The organism is Candidatus Yanofskybacteria bacterium, from assembly GCA_003514055.1.
Taxonomy (GTDB): domain Bacteria; phylum Patescibacteriota; class Minisyncoccia; order 2-02-FULL-40-12; family GWA2-44-9; genus UBA12115.
Map to the genome: position 1 here is coordinate 202,234 of DOSG01000008.1, position 15,536 is coordinate 217,769.

Annotated in this window: 15 protein-coding genes; 2 read left to right on the forward strand and 13 right to left on the reverse strand. The window is 41.2% G+C overall.

Features of this window, described 5'->3' with window-relative positions:
- Positions 1-19 precede the first annotated feature (19 nt).
- The 3 genes from DEG18_03325 to DEG18_03335 are packed head-to-tail and all read right to left on the reverse strand — an operon-like array spanning position 20 to position 1,340.
- Entirely contained in the window at positions 20-493 is a 474-nt protein-coding gene (locus DEG18_03325; protein HBX58613.1) for a hypothetical protein, read from the reverse strand.
- Positions 490-906 (reverse strand): hypothetical protein, encoded by a 417-nt coding sequence (locus DEG18_03330; GenBank protein ID HBX58614.1) that lies wholly within the window; start codon positions 904-906, stop codon positions 490-492. The genes DEG18_03325 and DEG18_03330 overlap by 4 nt, the downstream gene beginning before the upstream one ends.
- Complete coding sequence (locus DEG18_03335; GenBank protein HBX58615.1) at positions 894-1,340, reverse strand: NUDIX hydrolase; 447 nt, start codon at positions 1,338-1,340, stop codon at positions 894-896. Before DEG18_03335 ends, DEG18_03330 begins: the two co-directional genes overlap by 13 nt.
- Before the next feature lie 46 nt (positions 1,341-1,386).
- Here DEG18_03335 and DEG18_03340 point away from each other — a divergent pair, with 46 nt between their 5' ends.
- The gene (locus DEG18_03340; GenBank protein ID HBX58616.1) at positions 1,387-1,581 is read left to right on the forward strand and encodes a hypothetical protein; all 195 of its coding nucleotides are present in this window, start codon (positions 1,387-1,389) and stop codon (positions 1,579-1,581) included.
- 3 nt (positions 1,582-1,584) lie between these two features.
- Here the strand turns inward: DEG18_03340 and DEG18_03345 are convergent, their stop codons facing one another.
- From DEG18_03345 to DEG18_03360, 4 genes are read right to left on the reverse strand one after another with little or no spacing between them, the layout of a single operon-like run.
- Entirely contained in the window at positions 1,585-4,233 is a 2,649-nt protein-coding gene (locus tag DEG18_03345) for a preprotein translocase subunit SecA (GenBank protein HBX58617.1), read from the reverse strand.
- Positions 4,233-4,562, reverse strand: a complete 330-nt coding sequence (raiA, locus tag DEG18_03350; protein ID HBX58618.1) for a ribosome-associated translation inhibitor RaiA — start codon at positions 4,560-4,562, stop codon at positions 4,233-4,235. Before raiA ends, DEG18_03345 begins: the two co-directional genes overlap by 1 nt.
- A 41-nt stretch (positions 4,563-4,603) precedes the next feature.
- A complete protein-coding gene (locus DEG18_03355; GenBank protein ID HBX58619.1) occupies positions 4,604-5,797 on the reverse strand; it encodes a hypothetical protein in 1,194 nt (397 codons plus the stop codon).
- Between the two features lie 31 nt (positions 5,798-5,828).
- Complete coding sequence (locus tag DEG18_03360) at positions 5,829-6,122, reverse strand: hypothetical protein (protein HBX58620.1); 294 nt, start codon at positions 6,120-6,122, stop codon at positions 5,829-5,831.
- Between the two features lie 98 nt (positions 6,123-6,220).
- Between DEG18_03360 and DEG18_03365 the strand changes: the two genes are divergently transcribed.
- Complete coding sequence (locus tag DEG18_03365) at positions 6,221-7,579, forward strand: hypothetical protein (GenBank protein HBX58621.1); 1,359 nt, start codon at positions 6,221-6,223, stop codon at positions 7,577-7,579.
- 110 nt (positions 7,580-7,689) lie between these two features.
- Here DEG18_03365 and DEG18_03370 read toward each other — a convergent pair whose 3' ends face one another.
- The 6 genes from DEG18_03370 to DEG18_03395 all read right to left on the reverse strand — a co-directional run bounded on the left by DEG18_03370 (position 7,690) and on the right by DEG18_03395 (position 15,205).
- Complete coding sequence (locus tag DEG18_03370; GenBank protein ID HBX58622.1) at positions 7,690-9,966, reverse strand: hypothetical protein; 2,277 nt, start codon at positions 9,964-9,966, stop codon at positions 7,690-7,692.
- A gap of 3 nt (positions 9,967-9,969) precedes the next feature.
- Positions 9,970-11,313 (reverse strand): hypothetical protein, encoded by a 1,344-nt coding sequence (locus DEG18_03375; GenBank protein HBX58623.1) that lies wholly within the window; start codon positions 11,311-11,313, stop codon positions 9,970-9,972.
- Positions 11,294-12,466 carry a UDP-4-amino-4,6-dideoxy-N-acetyl-beta-L-altrosamine transaminase gene (locus DEG18_03380; GenBank protein ID HBX58624.1) on the reverse strand — a complete coding sequence of 391 codons (1,173 nt, stop codon included), beginning with the start codon at positions 12,464-12,466 and terminating at the stop codon, positions 11,294-11,296. Before DEG18_03380 ends, DEG18_03375 begins: the two co-directional genes overlap by 20 nt.
- Entirely contained in the window at positions 12,459-13,718 is a 1,260-nt protein-coding gene (locus DEG18_03385; GenBank protein ID HBX58625.1) for a hypothetical protein, read from the reverse strand. The genes DEG18_03380 and DEG18_03385 overlap by 8 nt, the downstream gene beginning before the upstream one ends.
- A gap of 21 nt (positions 13,719-13,739) precedes the next feature.
- Positions 13,740-14,504 (reverse strand): hypothetical protein, encoded by a 765-nt coding sequence (locus DEG18_03390; GenBank protein ID HBX58626.1) that lies wholly within the window; start codon positions 14,502-14,504, stop codon positions 13,740-13,742.
- 68 nt (positions 14,505-14,572) lie between these two features.
- Positions 14,573-15,205 (reverse strand): hypothetical protein, encoded by a 633-nt coding sequence (locus DEG18_03395; GenBank protein HBX58627.1) that lies wholly within the window; start codon positions 15,203-15,205, stop codon positions 14,573-14,575.
- Between the last annotated feature and the right edge of the window lie 331 nt (positions 15,206-15,536).

Here is a 15,536-nt window from a genome sequence, read left to right on the forward strand (position 1 = left end):
AATCGCCTTTTTTCGTCCATCAGTTAATCGAGATTACCTCGAGTTCTCTATTTTTAGAACCAGCTGTGAAAATAACTACATCGCCGACTCTCTTGCCAAGCAAAGAGTTACCCAATGGCGAGTCGACGGAAACTGCAGCTATGACAGTGTCCTCAACTAATAATCCTACGCCGCCTCCGCCTTTTGGGGCGATAAGATGATAGATAGTCTTATCGTTTTCCCTAATTTGAATCAATGAACCGACACCAACCACACTTTCGGGCTCAACGTCATCGTCGAATTTATATTTCAAAAGCTTATCAAACTCAGATACCTTCTCAGCTATCTTACTGCTCATCAAATCGAATTGAAATTTACTAGTATCGGAGTGCGATTCCATAGCTCCCGGAGCCTCATTCGACGCTTTTTTATACGCCCCAACATCGGCGATCGCGGAATCTCTTAGCTCACGCAATTTATCAAAATATTTTTGCACAACTAATTGCTTATTCATATTCGTATGGCTGTCGATTCAGTTGCGACTTCAATTACATATCCATCGGGATCTCTAAAATCTACAGTATACGAGCTTCTGTCTTTATATTGAACTTCTAAGGGCCCCCGAATTATGTCTGCCCGAGCTCTTAAAAGAAGCTCAGCAACCTCATCTACAACCTTCCGCGATAGCGCCAAGAAGCATAAATGCCTTGGACCTACAGTCTTCTCAGATTTAACACTCTGCTCAATAAAGTATATCTTAGTTTCTCCATTGCTAAAGGCATTAGATTCGATTTTATCCCATCCAATAAGTTCAAAGATTCTTTCGTAAAACTTTACTGAACGTTTCAGACTAGAGACCCAGAACTCTATATGTTTTATACCTGCTTTATTTTCCATAACACTTTTTGAATTTATTACCGATTCCATCCGAATTCGCAATATGTTTCTCCCTTTATATAGCAATCAATCGCAACTCGAATATAAGGACTTGTATTTTCCGGTAATCTATCCGTCGGGAACCACGATAAATCATCACACTTATTCGGCTCCGAATTTTTAATTTCGCCATTCCATATCTGTGTCGTGAAGTAAAATCCAATTCTTTCATGATCATCACACCATCGATGCATCGTCAGAAGATGCTTCAAGTTTTTTGAATCAATATCAATTCCAGCCTCTTCTTTCGCTTCTCTCGCAATTGCTTCTCGCATCGTCTCATTACCATCAGCATGACCTGCCACCATGCTATATCTCCCATCTTCGTATCCCGTCTGGAATCTTCGGGACAATAGAATATTCCCATCTCTTACAAGAATGAGATAAACTTCTGGGATCAATTTGAATCGTTCTTTATTTACCATGACGCTTTTCGTATTTGCTTCTAATCGTAAATGATATAATTAATTCATGACCAAATTATATTATATACGGCTTACGACTATAACTTTTGCGGTCCTCGGAATTATTCACCTATTTAAAGGAATCACCGGCGTGCCCCTCACTCTTAACAGTTGGCAGGCGCCGATATGCGTGTCCTATGTTGAAAGTTTGCTATTTCTTTCATTCGCTTATCTAGGATTCCGTCAGTGGCAAGACAGATAGTCTCTACGCTCCATGGCACTTCTTGAATTTTTTGCCGGAGCCGCACCAGCAGGGATCATTGCGGCCAACCTCATGCTCATCTTTTTTGACTGGCTGATTATTCTTCTCCGATTCTGTTTGAGCTGCAGTTTTTTCCATACCAATATTAGCTCGACCTTCTTCCATTTTCACTTCTTTAGGTTGTTGGACAAAACCAACTTTGAATATTAGATTAGCCACCTGATGCTTAATTGTCTCAGTCAATGTAGCGAATAATTTTTGAGCTTCGACTTTGTACTCCACGAGCGGATCTCTTTGACCATAAGCCCTCAGATTAACCGAGTCACGCAGATATTCCATGGTGTCGATGTGATCCATCCAAAGCTCATCTATAGTTCTCAGTAATACATGCCGTTCGAGCTTTCGCATATTCTCAGAACCAACCTCTTTCTCGTGAGCTTCATATTTCGCATGCACATAATCGAATAGATAATTAGTCACCACTTGCTGACCATCCTTAGATAATTCAATCAACTTGCCATGCAATTCTGGGTCTTTATTAGCCACCGCCTGGATAGTCTCTGAGATTTCTTCGATATTCGGATCCCCTTCCGTCGCAAAATGCTGACCAACGACGTTCATTATTAAATTTTCCAAATACTCCGCAACTATGGCCGTACTCGATTCAGAAAACAATATATCTTTTCGAAGCTGATATATCGCCTTGCGATGTTTATTCATTACATCGTCATATTCCAAAACATGTTTTCTGGAATCAAAATGATGACCTTCAATCTTGGTTTGGGCTTGTTGAATAGCATTTGAAACAAATTTGTTCTCGATGACATCGTCTTCGCTAACGCCAAGGCGATCCATTATTGATCTGAGGCGGTCGCCGCCAAATATACGAGCCAGGTCATCTTCGGTTGAAACAAAGAACTGAGACGAACCGGGATCGCCTTGACGACCGGCGCGGCCGCGCAGCTGATCATCGATTCTCCTAGCCTCGTGCCTTTCAGTGCCAATTACGTGTAAGCCGCCAACTTCTTTGGCCTTATCCTGAGCTTCCTTGTCTGGTGGATTGCCTCCAAGAATTATGTCCACACCGCGACCAGCCATGTTGGTAGCAACAGTTACCGCCCCTGGTCGGCCCGCCTGAGCCGTAATCTCGGCTTCTCGTTCATGATTCTTAGCATTTAATACATTGTGTGGCACACCTTCGCGGCTAAGCATTGCCGCCAGCAATTCGTTCTTCTCAATGGACACGGTTCCGACTAGAACTGGCTGGCCAAGCTCATGTCTTTCTTTGATTTCTCTGGCTACAGCTCTAAATTTACCGGCTTCGGTTTTATATATTTTATCGGACAAATCCTTTCTGACCATGGGCCGATGCGTAGGGATTAGCACAACATCAATATTGTATACTTTATGAAATTCTTCGGCCGAGGTCTGAGCCGTACCAGTCATACCCGATAATTTATCATAGAGTCTAAAATAGTTTTGGAAAGTAATCGTGGCTAAAGTTCTTGATTCTTTCTGAACAATTACGCCTTCTTTGGCTTCGACGGCTTGATGTAGGCCTTCGGACCAACGCCGGCCTGGCATCAGACGACCCGTAAATTCATCCACGATAATTACCTCTCCATTTTTTACGACATAATCGCGATCAAGTTTAAAAATAACATTAGCCTTAAGAGCCTGCTCTAAGTGATGGACATGGCGCACGCCGCCTTCGTCGTAGATATTACTAATGCCAAGTATTTTTTCTACTTTTTCGATGCCCTGCTCAGTTATTGAAATGGCCTTTAACTTTTCATCAACATTATAATCCTCGTTCTCAACTAAATTCGGAACTACTTTAGAAAAAGTCTCATAGAGTTTGGTTGATTCGGCGTCGGGTGCAGATATAATTAAGGGCGTGCGGGCCTCATCGATTAATATAGAGTCGACCTCGTCGACAATGGCAAAGTTGTGATATGGCCTCTGAGCCATACCTTCAACGCTGTAGGCCATATTGTCGCGGAGATAATCAAAACCGTATTCATTATTAGTGCCATAAGTTATATCAGCTAGGTAAGCTTCTTTTCTTGTAACTGGTTTCAAAAATTCATGAACAACTTTAAAATTACCCTCGGTGTCTCTTTCCTTGTCTAGCTCGTCATTCTTATTTTGATGGGTAGGATCATAAATATAACTAGACTCATGATTGATGCAGGCCACCGACAATCCAAGAAAATTGTATATTTGCCCCATCCAAGCCGCATCGCGACGAACCAAAAAGTCATTTACGGAAACTACGTGCACGCCCTTACCAGAGATAGCATTAAGATAAGTCGGCAGAGTAGCCACTATAGTCTTACCCTCTCCAGTTCTCATCTCAGATATGCCACCTCTATGTAGAACGATGCCACCCATTAGCTGAACATCGAAATGTCTTTGACCTAGGGTCCTTTTGGAAGCTTCGCGCACCAGCGCGAAGGCTTCTGGCAGAATGTCATCTAACGTCTCGCCCCTGGCGAGACGTCCTCTGAATTCTTGAGTCTTATTTTTTAGATCTATATCCAAAAACTTCTCGAATTCTTTCTCGAGATCATTTATCTTTTGAACAATAGGCTTTAGCGAATCAATATATCTTTGATTAGCATCGCCGAATATTTTAGACAGAAACGACATTATTTTTTTGGTTTTCGTTTAAGATCCTTCTTTCTCTCTTTAAACTTTTTTATTTCTATCTTCAAGGCATCCTTAACATTCGTGATTGCATTCCTGACATCAAGATCTTCAGCATTAGCACGCAAGAGCTGTCCACCAGCGTTAAAATTGGCTTCGGCATAAAAAACCTCACCTGATTTATGGCGCTTAGTGGTCCGAGAGATCTCGACCCTAGCTGAGACATTGTCATTCGGTTTAAATAGCTTCTCTAGCCCACCAATTTTATTCTCGATAAATACTTTTATCGGATCGGTAAGTTCTAGGTTTTTCGCAAATATATCTATTCTCATAACGTATACAGGCTAGCATCTTTTGGATAGGATTTAAAGGCCTATTTTCTAATCTGCACGCCTTCCTTATAGTAATTTAATTCCATGTCATTTATGGTGAAGATTGCTCCCCAATCACGGCCGGATGTATCAAACTCTTCTCCGGTCATATTCAACCAATGCTTGGTTCCATCTGGCCAAACAGCGTAGACTTTCTCATCGTTAATCGATCTAACATAGTTAGCGGTAGTATAAGCATCAAGAACAGAAGGATCAACTTCAACGGCGCTGGTCGAGCTCAGGTGCCCATACAACTGTATGACGTCGGAATTTAAATATCTCTTATATTTACCACTAATCACGTAGTCTTCTTTATCGCCCCTTTTTCTAGCCAAAATACCGTCAGTCAAAAGTGTCGAGAGTACTGAGTCTTGCTCGGCGTCGGCTTCTACCGATTGCATTTTAACCGTCAGCTTCCTCTCAGAATATGCCTGGTTTATGGGCATCAATATAAAATATTTCAAGCCAGCCTCATTAGATACGTGGGCTTGATTTAACAAAGTCCCTGCCCGTCCAAGATTGTCTAGATATCCTATTCTAAAATCAGGCGAGTCATAAGTTATTTTTATCGACTTGGTCTGGCCCCGGCCAATTGTTATTTTCGTATAGTATGGTTGCCATGGCTTAAGACTGTAGCTTAAGCCATAGTCCTTAAAATTATTGACTACCAGTTCTTCGTCAGGTAAAATTTTAACCTCTTTTAACTCCGAATTAGAATAACCAAAATATTTATTGGTGGAATTATCGTTTAGGTAATTAGCAATTAGCCAATTCTCAAAAACATCAAAAAAGTTTTGCTGGATACCCTTTGCCCTGAGATAGTCATTTATAGAAGCCATTCCGACATACCTATCTTGCAATGATCCTGACAATATCTCAGGACCATATTGGTCAACAAGATAACGAGCGAATAAGGAAACCATGGCATAATTCTCCTTGGAATTCTGCCAATCAGTCAGACTAGTTAGCGAGCTATTCAGAAAAATCTGCAGTCTCCCTTCTAAAGATGACTTATATTCCGAATCATAGCCCACAACGGCAGTAGAATATTCAGACCTCAATTCATTTAGCCAAGTATCTTCAGCTATGTTGCGAGTTAACTCTTTTTGATTAAACGAGATTAAATGCTGAAACTCATGAGCAATAAAAGTTTTAGCTAGATCGCCGCTTAAGGCATCGACATTTACAGTAATCATTTTCCTCTCATTCGAGCTTGGTGCCGACGATTTAGGGTATAGGTTTATTGAATTNNGGATAAATATTATTATCAAACTCAGTAGACAATGAATTTAGTTTATCGATGATATTGGCAGAATATCTATTGTCTATATAGAAATAGGCTTTCTCGCCAATTTTTTTCAAAGTCGCTGTTACCTGGGAATTGCCATACTTATCGAATTGCTTATCAACATTGAAAATCTTAATCTCGCCCATTACATCGGCTCTAACAGGACCCGCAATCGCAAAGAATGGCATCGCTACTGCCAAGACTAAAAGGCCGTATTTAAGCGATTTCTTCATATCTTAAGTATACTAGAAAATACGTGGTCGCCCAACCCCAATATGGGCGAGATTAGATTGACTATCAGTCAATAATTTGATATAATTGAGGCATAGTCATGAAAAGATTCTCTCTGCTGATCAGCGACATCATCATATTATATGCCTCCTTGGCTATAATGATTTTATTTCGCTACGGATCAAGATTCAGCGAACAATTCAACATTCATTTAATCCCCTTCTTGGTAATCTTCGGCCTCTGGATTATCACTTTTTACATACTGAATTTATACGAGATCCAAACTCTTAAAAACGGCTATTCGTTTTATGTTGATTTCATAAAAGCCATTACCATATCTTTTTCAATCTCAGTTGCTTTCTTCTATCTATTCCCACTATACGGGATTACGCCTAAAACAAACCTGATTGTCTTTTCTCTTATATTCTTACTACTAGGATTCTTAAATCGATTCGGACTAAATGCTCTCCTAGAAAATGCCTTTAAGAAAAGGCTGGTGATAGTCGGCATCAATCATCAATCGCTAGAGCTAGCTAGGCACATCAAGGACAATCCACAACTGGGATATCGCTTAGCCCACGTCGTTGACCTTACCTCCGTAACCGAAAAAATTGAAGAAGAATTTAAGGAATTCAGTGTCGTCAGAGGCATAACCAAGCTTCAGGAAATCATTAACTCCGAAAAAATTGACGTTATCATTATCAGTCCCGACGCCTACCAGGTGCCGAAGATCATCGAACTATTTTATGGCGCTCTAGAGAAAAAGGTTAATTTCTACGACTTATCGCTTTTTTATGAACAAGTAACTGGCATGGTGCCACTTGGAACCATAAATCAAACATGGTTTATAGGAAATTTAACTGAAGGCAGTAAGAATAGCTACGAGACGATTAAGAGAGGCACAGACATCGTCATTTCCATAGTCGTGGGGGCAGTTTTCTTGGTCATATATCCATTTGCAGTCCTAGCTATTAAGCTAAGTTCAAGTGGGCCGATATTTTATCATCAGAAAAGAGTCGGATTACATGGTAAGGTTTTTAAAATGATTAAATTCAGGACCATGCCAATAGACGCCGAGAAAGATGGCGCCATCTGGGCGAGTGAGAATGATACCCGAGCTAACAATGTTGGCAGATTCATGCGTAGGACCAGGATAGATGAACTGCCTCAGGTATGGAATATTCTCAAGGATGAAATGTCATTTGTCGGACCAAGAGCCGAGAGACCAGAATTTCACAAGCAGCTACAGGACGGCGTTCCCTTTTACGAAGAAAGGTATTTAATAAAACCTGGGCTAACCGGGTGGGCTCAGATCAATTATCGCTACGGAGCCTCCATAAACGATGCCGCCGAGAAGCTTAAATATGACCTCTACTACATAAAAAACAGATCCTTGCCCCTAGACATAGGTATACTCCTAAAAACCATCCGCATAGCCCTCCAGCAAGCCGGCAGATAGGGAAATTAAAAAAATAATGTGCTCGGAATTTGAAAGAGCCCGACTCGCCTAGGCGAGTCGGGCTCTTTCTCAATGCTCAGAATTCAAAATTAAAAGTTGCTTCTGATGACCTACCATTGCCTGCCCATCCCCCTGACAAAGCTTTGCGCCGCGGATAAAAGCTCAGGATTGTATTGAGCGGCTAAGTGAGCTTGGGCGACAGCTTCATCGATATTACCCATCTTCTGATATACGGCTGCCAGAGTTGCATGATAATTAGCCTCAGATATTAAATCTCTCTTCTCTTTTATTTCATTTATTTTGATTATCCCCTCATAGGCATACGCTAAGCTGGCATAGTTAGACTCTCTCAAATATATTTGGCTTAATTTCGCATAATCAAGCTCCCCCGGAGAGAATCCTCTGGTAATCCCTTCCCAGACCAATCTAGCCCCCTCATCCGTGAACCCCATGTCATATTTAACCATTCCCAGGTACCAATATGATATGCCCACCTCTGGATTCAACTTAACCGCTTCTTCGAAATATCTCACAGCATTAACGTTGTCTTTTTTATTCAAGTATCCCTGGGCAACCTCATAATACGTTCTAACAAATTTAGGCGCCAACTCCAGCGCCTCTAGCGAATATTTAAGAGCCTCGTCATTGTGTGGCGAGCTCGGATCACCTCGACCAAGCATTACGTGAAGCCTAGACAAGTAAAGTTTAGGCAAATAATCGACGGGGAAATTATCGGCATTCTTTTCTTCTTCACTAACTGCCAGCTTAAGGGCATCGCCGACTAATGGATCATTGGGGTTGGCTACCATGAATTCTAGGACATACTGAGCGAATTTATTCCTTATCTCATATTCAATTGGGACATTATATGACATTGCCTTTTTATATTGCTCAACAGTATTCTTGAAATTAGTATCCGAAGCTATAATCATAGCCCTAGTAGTGGCATAATTAGCCGAGACCGAAGGAATATTGGTCTTGAATATAACGAACAGCATCACGATAAACAAAACAGTTCCGATGGGACCAACTAGCCATTTCTTGACGAGTGGCCTTCCTGAGCCATCGCCTTTGATTGCTTGCCGACTACCAGACTCGTCAACGTCAGACATAAAGTAAACGAATCCCAGCAAGAAGAAAAAGGTAATAAAGTTAGCCGAAGTATCAAATATGAAAGCATTATGGATTATATAGGCCACAATTAAGGCAACTAAGCCAATGGCGATATGGAGATATTCATCTCTCCTCTTAATAACATCCCGAAGAGATTTAAGAGTTGCAAAAAACATGAATAGGTAAGCTGCAAATCCTATCAGACCCATAGTGACCAGGACCTCTACGAACATATTGTGAGCGCGATCAAATAAGGTTTCTGCGCCGGGGCCAGTATAGAATTTGGGGTTAAAATATTTCGAGAATGGGATATTGAAATTCTCCGGTCCCCAACCCACGAGCATAGTCTTCGGACTTTCTTTCCAGCCTTCAAATCCGGCTGTCCAAGCCCAGATTCTAGTCTGAACAGTAAAGTTAGTCGGCGAGAAGTTGGTTATTCTCTCAAAATAACCAGAATTAATTGCACCAGTACCCCTAAGAACTCCGGCTAAGATAATAAATACTACGAATAGGGTAACCAGGCCTACAAGGGCTCGCTTAGCAAGCCTAGACCTAGTAATCCAAAGATAGAGAGAGGTGTAAACCAACACGCCACCGCCAAGGGCAAGGATTGAACCTCTAACCGCTGTCATCATAACTGCAATAGCACAGATTACCGCCGCTAAACCATAGATCCATCTTTCCTTATCCGAGATAGCTTTTCTAAAAAATAGGGCCAAGGACATGAAGACTATAAATAATTGATAGCCAGCGAATAGCGCCGCATTGCCGATAGTCCCGAATATTCTGGTTCTGCCTTGCCCGCCCACAAAAAAGCTTGAATTGGTCTTTTGACCAAAGCCATACAGAGCCGACAGCACACCAACAATAGCCATGAACTTAAATAAAGATAACCACTCTTCTTTTCTTTTAAATGTAGATATTAAAATTATAAAGAATACGAAATAGTGCCAAAAAGTCCATAAGCCACCCATTCTTTCTAGCGCCCCCCAGAAACTTTGAGCCACTTGAGAGCTGGTAATCGTGGCCAATGTAAAAGCCAATGTAAAAGCCAAAAAACTCCAAACCAATTTATTGAACTTCGGCAGATATGCCCTATCCAGCAGAACCAGCATCACATAAAAAACGAACATCAGCTCGACTATGCTTCTAAAAACAATTACCTTGCCAAAGTGAAATGGTGACAAGAATTGCGAAAAAATGATCAATGGCACCAAGGCCACAGCGTATACCCCGACTTTTAGTATTTTAAGTAAGATAGATTCTTTTAGCATGCTCTAAATTTTGCCTGATTTTAACTTTTTATACAAATATATAAATGAGGCTACGTGAGACACAGCGAACCAAGTAGTAACCATCCAAACTCCGCCCCAAATTCCATAATGCTTCAAAGAATATAATCCTGCGGGTATTCCGATCGCTAGCACGATGGTATTTATTAAAATCGACACCTTGACCTTATTAATCGCTCGCCACATTGGGCCCAGCCCAACGCCAAGGCCATTGAATATTCCATATATAATAAAACCATAAGCATACTGGACGCTAGGCATAAAGCTCTCGCCATATAGAATCTTGAAAGCTATCGGAGAGATAACAGCCGCACAGATCACCAGGAATGCAGAGAAGATAACTGAGTAAAAGGTGACTCTCAAAAAACTTGACCTCATCTTCTCGAGGCTCTCTTCTCGAAGTCTTGGGAATTCTATATTCAACATTGTTGAGATTGGGCCCAGAAGACTCAACGCTAAGTTAGCGAAACCGAAAGGTATCTTGTAGAATGCAACGTCGCTAGAAACAAAATATATACCAGCTAATGAAATCGGCAAGAAAGAAAACAGGGTTGCCATATTTCTATCAAGTGCCACCCAGAAACTATACCTGATAAACTTTCTCCAACTAACAGAGATGGCCTTACGAAAAATCTGACCCAGCGAAGGGATAAAACTATCGACAGATAAAAGTCGGTTCCATGAAAGTCCAATTATGATAAAAACGATTAAAGACCCAATGAGATGCCCGATGGCCGCTCCCAATATCTTGTACCCAGAGAATACTAACAAAAGGGATAGCCCCCAACGTACAAATAGATCAATAAAGATAAAGATAGTTGCCGTAGCTATTTTCCTCTCTGCCTGAAACGCCACCTGAGATACAGAGAAAAGGAGATTAGAGATAATCGAAGCCAAGACAACTATTGCGGCGAATAAACCGATATCGTATCTATGGTACAAGAGATTAGAAATGATCGGCAGGAGAACCAACCCAATCGCCACCACGATCCCGATGATCGAGGCGATCTTAAGCAAGAAGCCCAGCGCTTCAGCGATAGTATCTCGATCTCTTCGAGCATAGGCTCCGGCCACGATACTTGTAATCCCATCTCCCACGCCCGTGGCCATGAAAATACCGGCCAGCGAGGCCAAGCTAAACGCCAAAGCGTAGACGCCAAAAAGTTCTGGCTGTAGCAGCCGAGCGATAAATATCCCGGCTACCGCCTGAAGCAAGGTACCCAAAACACTCCCCACCTGGAGAGTAATTACATTCTTGAAGAATCTACTCCCAATATAACGCAGTAATCCCTCCATAGTCATTCGAGAATTATAGACTCCGCTTGGCATATCCCTGAAGTATCTCGCGAGTAACCGAAGCTATATTCTGGGCCTGCCGTTGACTCATCTGCGGTAGAAGAGGAAGGGTTAAAATATTGCTACCAACCCTTTCGGCACATAGAAAGTTCCCGAGCTCATAGCCAAATTTTTCTCTATACAACTTATGCAAATGGATTGGTTTATAATGAACAACGGCAAATATCCCATTATCACGTAGCGCCCGCACTATTTCATCTCTGCCAACTTTAAATCTTTCAGGATCTAGAACCAAGGTGTATAGATGCAAAGAGTGCCGATACCCATCCTGAAACTTGCTTTGCAAACTAACTCCCTCAATTTTAGAAAACACGGCATCATACAGACGCGCATATCTCTCACGAATAGATAGACTCTTCTCAAGCCTCCTCAGCTGGACCCTTCCCATAGCAGAAACTATATCATTAATATTGTATTTATAACCTAACTCCACCACTTCATTAATTAAAATATCTCTTTTCCTAAAACGATCCCAAGCATCATTACTCAGCCCATGTAACCGTAGTATCTTTGCGCGTTTGATCTTCGAACTATCGTTTGATGCCAAGAATCCTCCGTCGGCAGTTGTAAGATTTTTGTTAGCATAGAAGCTAAAACATGTGATATTGGACGAATCTCCAACCATTCTATTCCCGATTCTAGCTCCAATAGCATGAGCGGCGTCTTCGACAACAAATATATTATGCTTACGTGCGATTCTATTAATAGCCCGCATATTACACGGCAAACCGCCGAAATGAACAACGATAATGCCCTTGGTTTTGGGAGTAATAGCTTTCTCGATTTTATCTTCATCTATATTAAGAGTATCGGCCTTAATATCCACAAAAACTGGTTTCGCTCCCATATACAGGACAACATTGGCAGTAGCTGCGAATGTTAATGGCGTAGTGATAATTTCGTCACTAGGCATAACCCCATTGAGAATCAACGCCAAATGTAGAGCAGCTGTACACGAATTTAATAGAGCCCCATCTTTTACGCCAAGATAATCGACTAACTCTCTCTCGAATTTTATGCTTTCATTACCAAAGCCGATCCAATTAGAGCGAAGCACGGCCTCAATAGCGCGACGCTCATCGCTTCCCATATCTGGTTCTCCAAAAAATATCATCTTCTTAGGCATGCTTATCTATGATTAGTTCTTTATATAAAGATACTAAACGTTTATTGATTTTGTGTAAATCGAACTTCTCAACCACGAAAATTCGGGCATTAAGGCTGAATTCTTTTAATAACCCTGGATTCTCAATAAAAGCTTTAACCTTTTCGGCCACAGCACGAAAGTCGCCCTCCTTGACGATAAATCCCGTCTTCCCATTATCTATTCCATCGGGAATACCTACGTGATCCGTGCTAACCACTGGCAATCCGCTTGCTTGCCCTTCCAATAATACAAACGGTAAATCGTCCGTATCTCCGTTAGGGGCCTTCTTACTCGGCTGAACCATTAAGTGCATGCCATAAAAAAGCTCCAAGGTATTCTGATGCGTAAGCATGCCCTCGAATTTTATAAAATTCGCTACACCCAGCCGCTTAGCAAGTTCTTTAATATTCTTCTTGTAAATAGCATCTCCGTCGCCGACTACGTGTAATTCTACATTCGGATATTCTTCTACAATAACCCGCGTGGCCCTCAATAAATCTTCGATCCCCTTTTTCTCAACGAATCTACCAACAAATATAATTTTGAACTTCTCGCCAAAACGATAACTTTTCTCGTTAAAATTATAGTTTTGAGGAATAATACCAGTATAGTGAACTACCAGCTTCTCCGGCGGAAAACCTAAGCCGACGAAGCGATCTCTCATCTCTTCGGTCATTACGAGAATCATCGATGCTTCCTTTTTTAATTTATCGTAGACATGAAGACCCTTGGACTGGATATATTTACTAGAATCTTGCCCGTAAAAAGTAACTATAAAATTCTGACGTATATTGAGAATATCTCTGAGAATAAGATATCTGTTGGCGATCATCCCGAAATGACAATGCACTACATCGTACCTATCAATCTTGCCTAGCAATGGCGCCGCCCAGAGTAAATATTTAAAGGTAAGGACCGATTTGCCGTATTCCTTATAATTCAGCGACCGAAAAAGGGTAATGGGCGAATAATAAATACACCTTGCAAACGCAAGAGTAGCCAAAGCAATTCTATGAAATTTGTTTTCAGGAAATTCCAGGTATATAGTCCGACCCATAAGCCCATATTTTTTTACCTTATCTGAGATGGCCGATGCTTTCCCCTTATTGAAAGCGAAGATATCAATTTCTACTCCCATATCGATAAGGTCCGTAATTTGTTCAACAAGCCATGACTCAGATATAACTGGAAAAGTACCAATAAAAAAAGCTATTTTTAATTTTTTATTCATCGCTCAGTTAATGCAAAAACATTAGGAGATAGTTTTATTTTTATTCCTACAGATTGCAAGCATATATCTAGCATTATCACTTAAAAGTGGCCTGACTATCGGTCCATCAGCCAATACAAAAGCTGAATGCACCCTAGATGCTATATACGAACTCATGAATGAGCCTAAATGGAGAAAAAGTCTCACTAGTCGATTAGCATAATACTTTTTTACGAATCGCTGGCCATACCAGCCCTCTATAACAAAAAAGGGATCCAATAATTTTTCTGCCTTTTCTTTTGTAAAATCGACACGATAGAATTTAGTCAAAAAATGTTTGTGAAAGGGGTTACGATAGATTATTTTCTCATTTGGAACAGAGAAGATGAGTAGCCCCGACGGCTTCAATATCCTAGAAACTTCTTTCGGAAATTCGGCGTAACCATCTAGGTGATGCCAGGCGGCCAGACAGACAACCATGTCAAAACTCTCGTCTGGGAAATTAGTGCTCGTGGCATCGGCTACCGAAAAAGAAACTCCAGGGTACGTCCGAGATGCATGCTTAACAATATCGGGATTGTTATCTATGCTGAAAACTTTTCGTGCTCCTGCGTTTTTTAGCATGTTAGAACCATATCCTTCTCCGCAGGCAATATCTAGAATAATTTTATCCGCAGCAAACCGTTTAACAAATATATAAGCCTGAACATGATCTTCGCTAACTCTTTTTGGACTTACGCCGGGATAGCATCTTTCACTAAAATCAAAAGCGAATTCGTCTTTCTCGGCCATGGGCTGATTCTTCATGTGCCAATATCATACTTAAATCATGGAGGATTGTCCACATATCTAGATAGCGCGCATGCGTATCTTATTTATTTTATAGCCACAACTTGGTTGACAATTGACATCTCAAAATTACGATCGTATCTTTCAAATAAAATCGCACAAATATTAAAGACGAGAACCAATGGTTTCCAAAATGGATTCCGAAGATTGATTACAGACAGCTGGATCAACGAGTAAATATATCCGTTGCTAGGTCGTATTGAAATATCCGAGAATCCCGCTTCCTTGAGTAAACCTTCCAAGCCATATTGGGTATATCGATAAAAATCATTGGGCGCTTCATGAAGCGGCCAAACCATCGGCGTGGTCAGCACTAACATTCCACCTGGCTTTAATATTCGATAAACTTCATTAACCGCATTTTGAGGTTTTTTAATATGTTCGAGGACTTCGGTGCATACAACGCAATCCGCGAATCCATCCTTAAGCATAATTTTTTGGTTTAAATCGGAAATAATAATTTCTGGCCTGCCAGTACGGTTTTCTATATCAAGATAGACGTATCTATCGCAAACGATAAATTTGCGATATGGGGAACTGCCCGCGCCCACGTCGACAACGGTTCCAAAGACCTTACCATTCATCGAATCGGCAAGAAAATGGTTAATGACCCGATGGGCCAAATATCGCGTCGAGGAAAGGTTCTTTAATCTAATCATGGGGGTCTTTCATTTTATTTAGAAATTCTCGAATGGTATAAGAGTCACGATTAATGGTTGAGCCTCGACTCGCTTCAAAATAGCGCTCAATGCTATCAGTCATATATTGAACAATGAGCCTGAGGCACCCTAAATATCATCTTAACCAGTTTATCGGGAAATTTATTTATACTACAGCAGACAATCTCTATAAAATAAAGCTAATCCAAGGACAAATCCAATTACCGCAGCTCAGGTCATACCGGCAACTCCATATAATCACATCCGTGGCGAGTTCGGCTAGTCGAGCCTGGGATATCCCTCAACGAACAACCTCTGACGGAAAATCTTA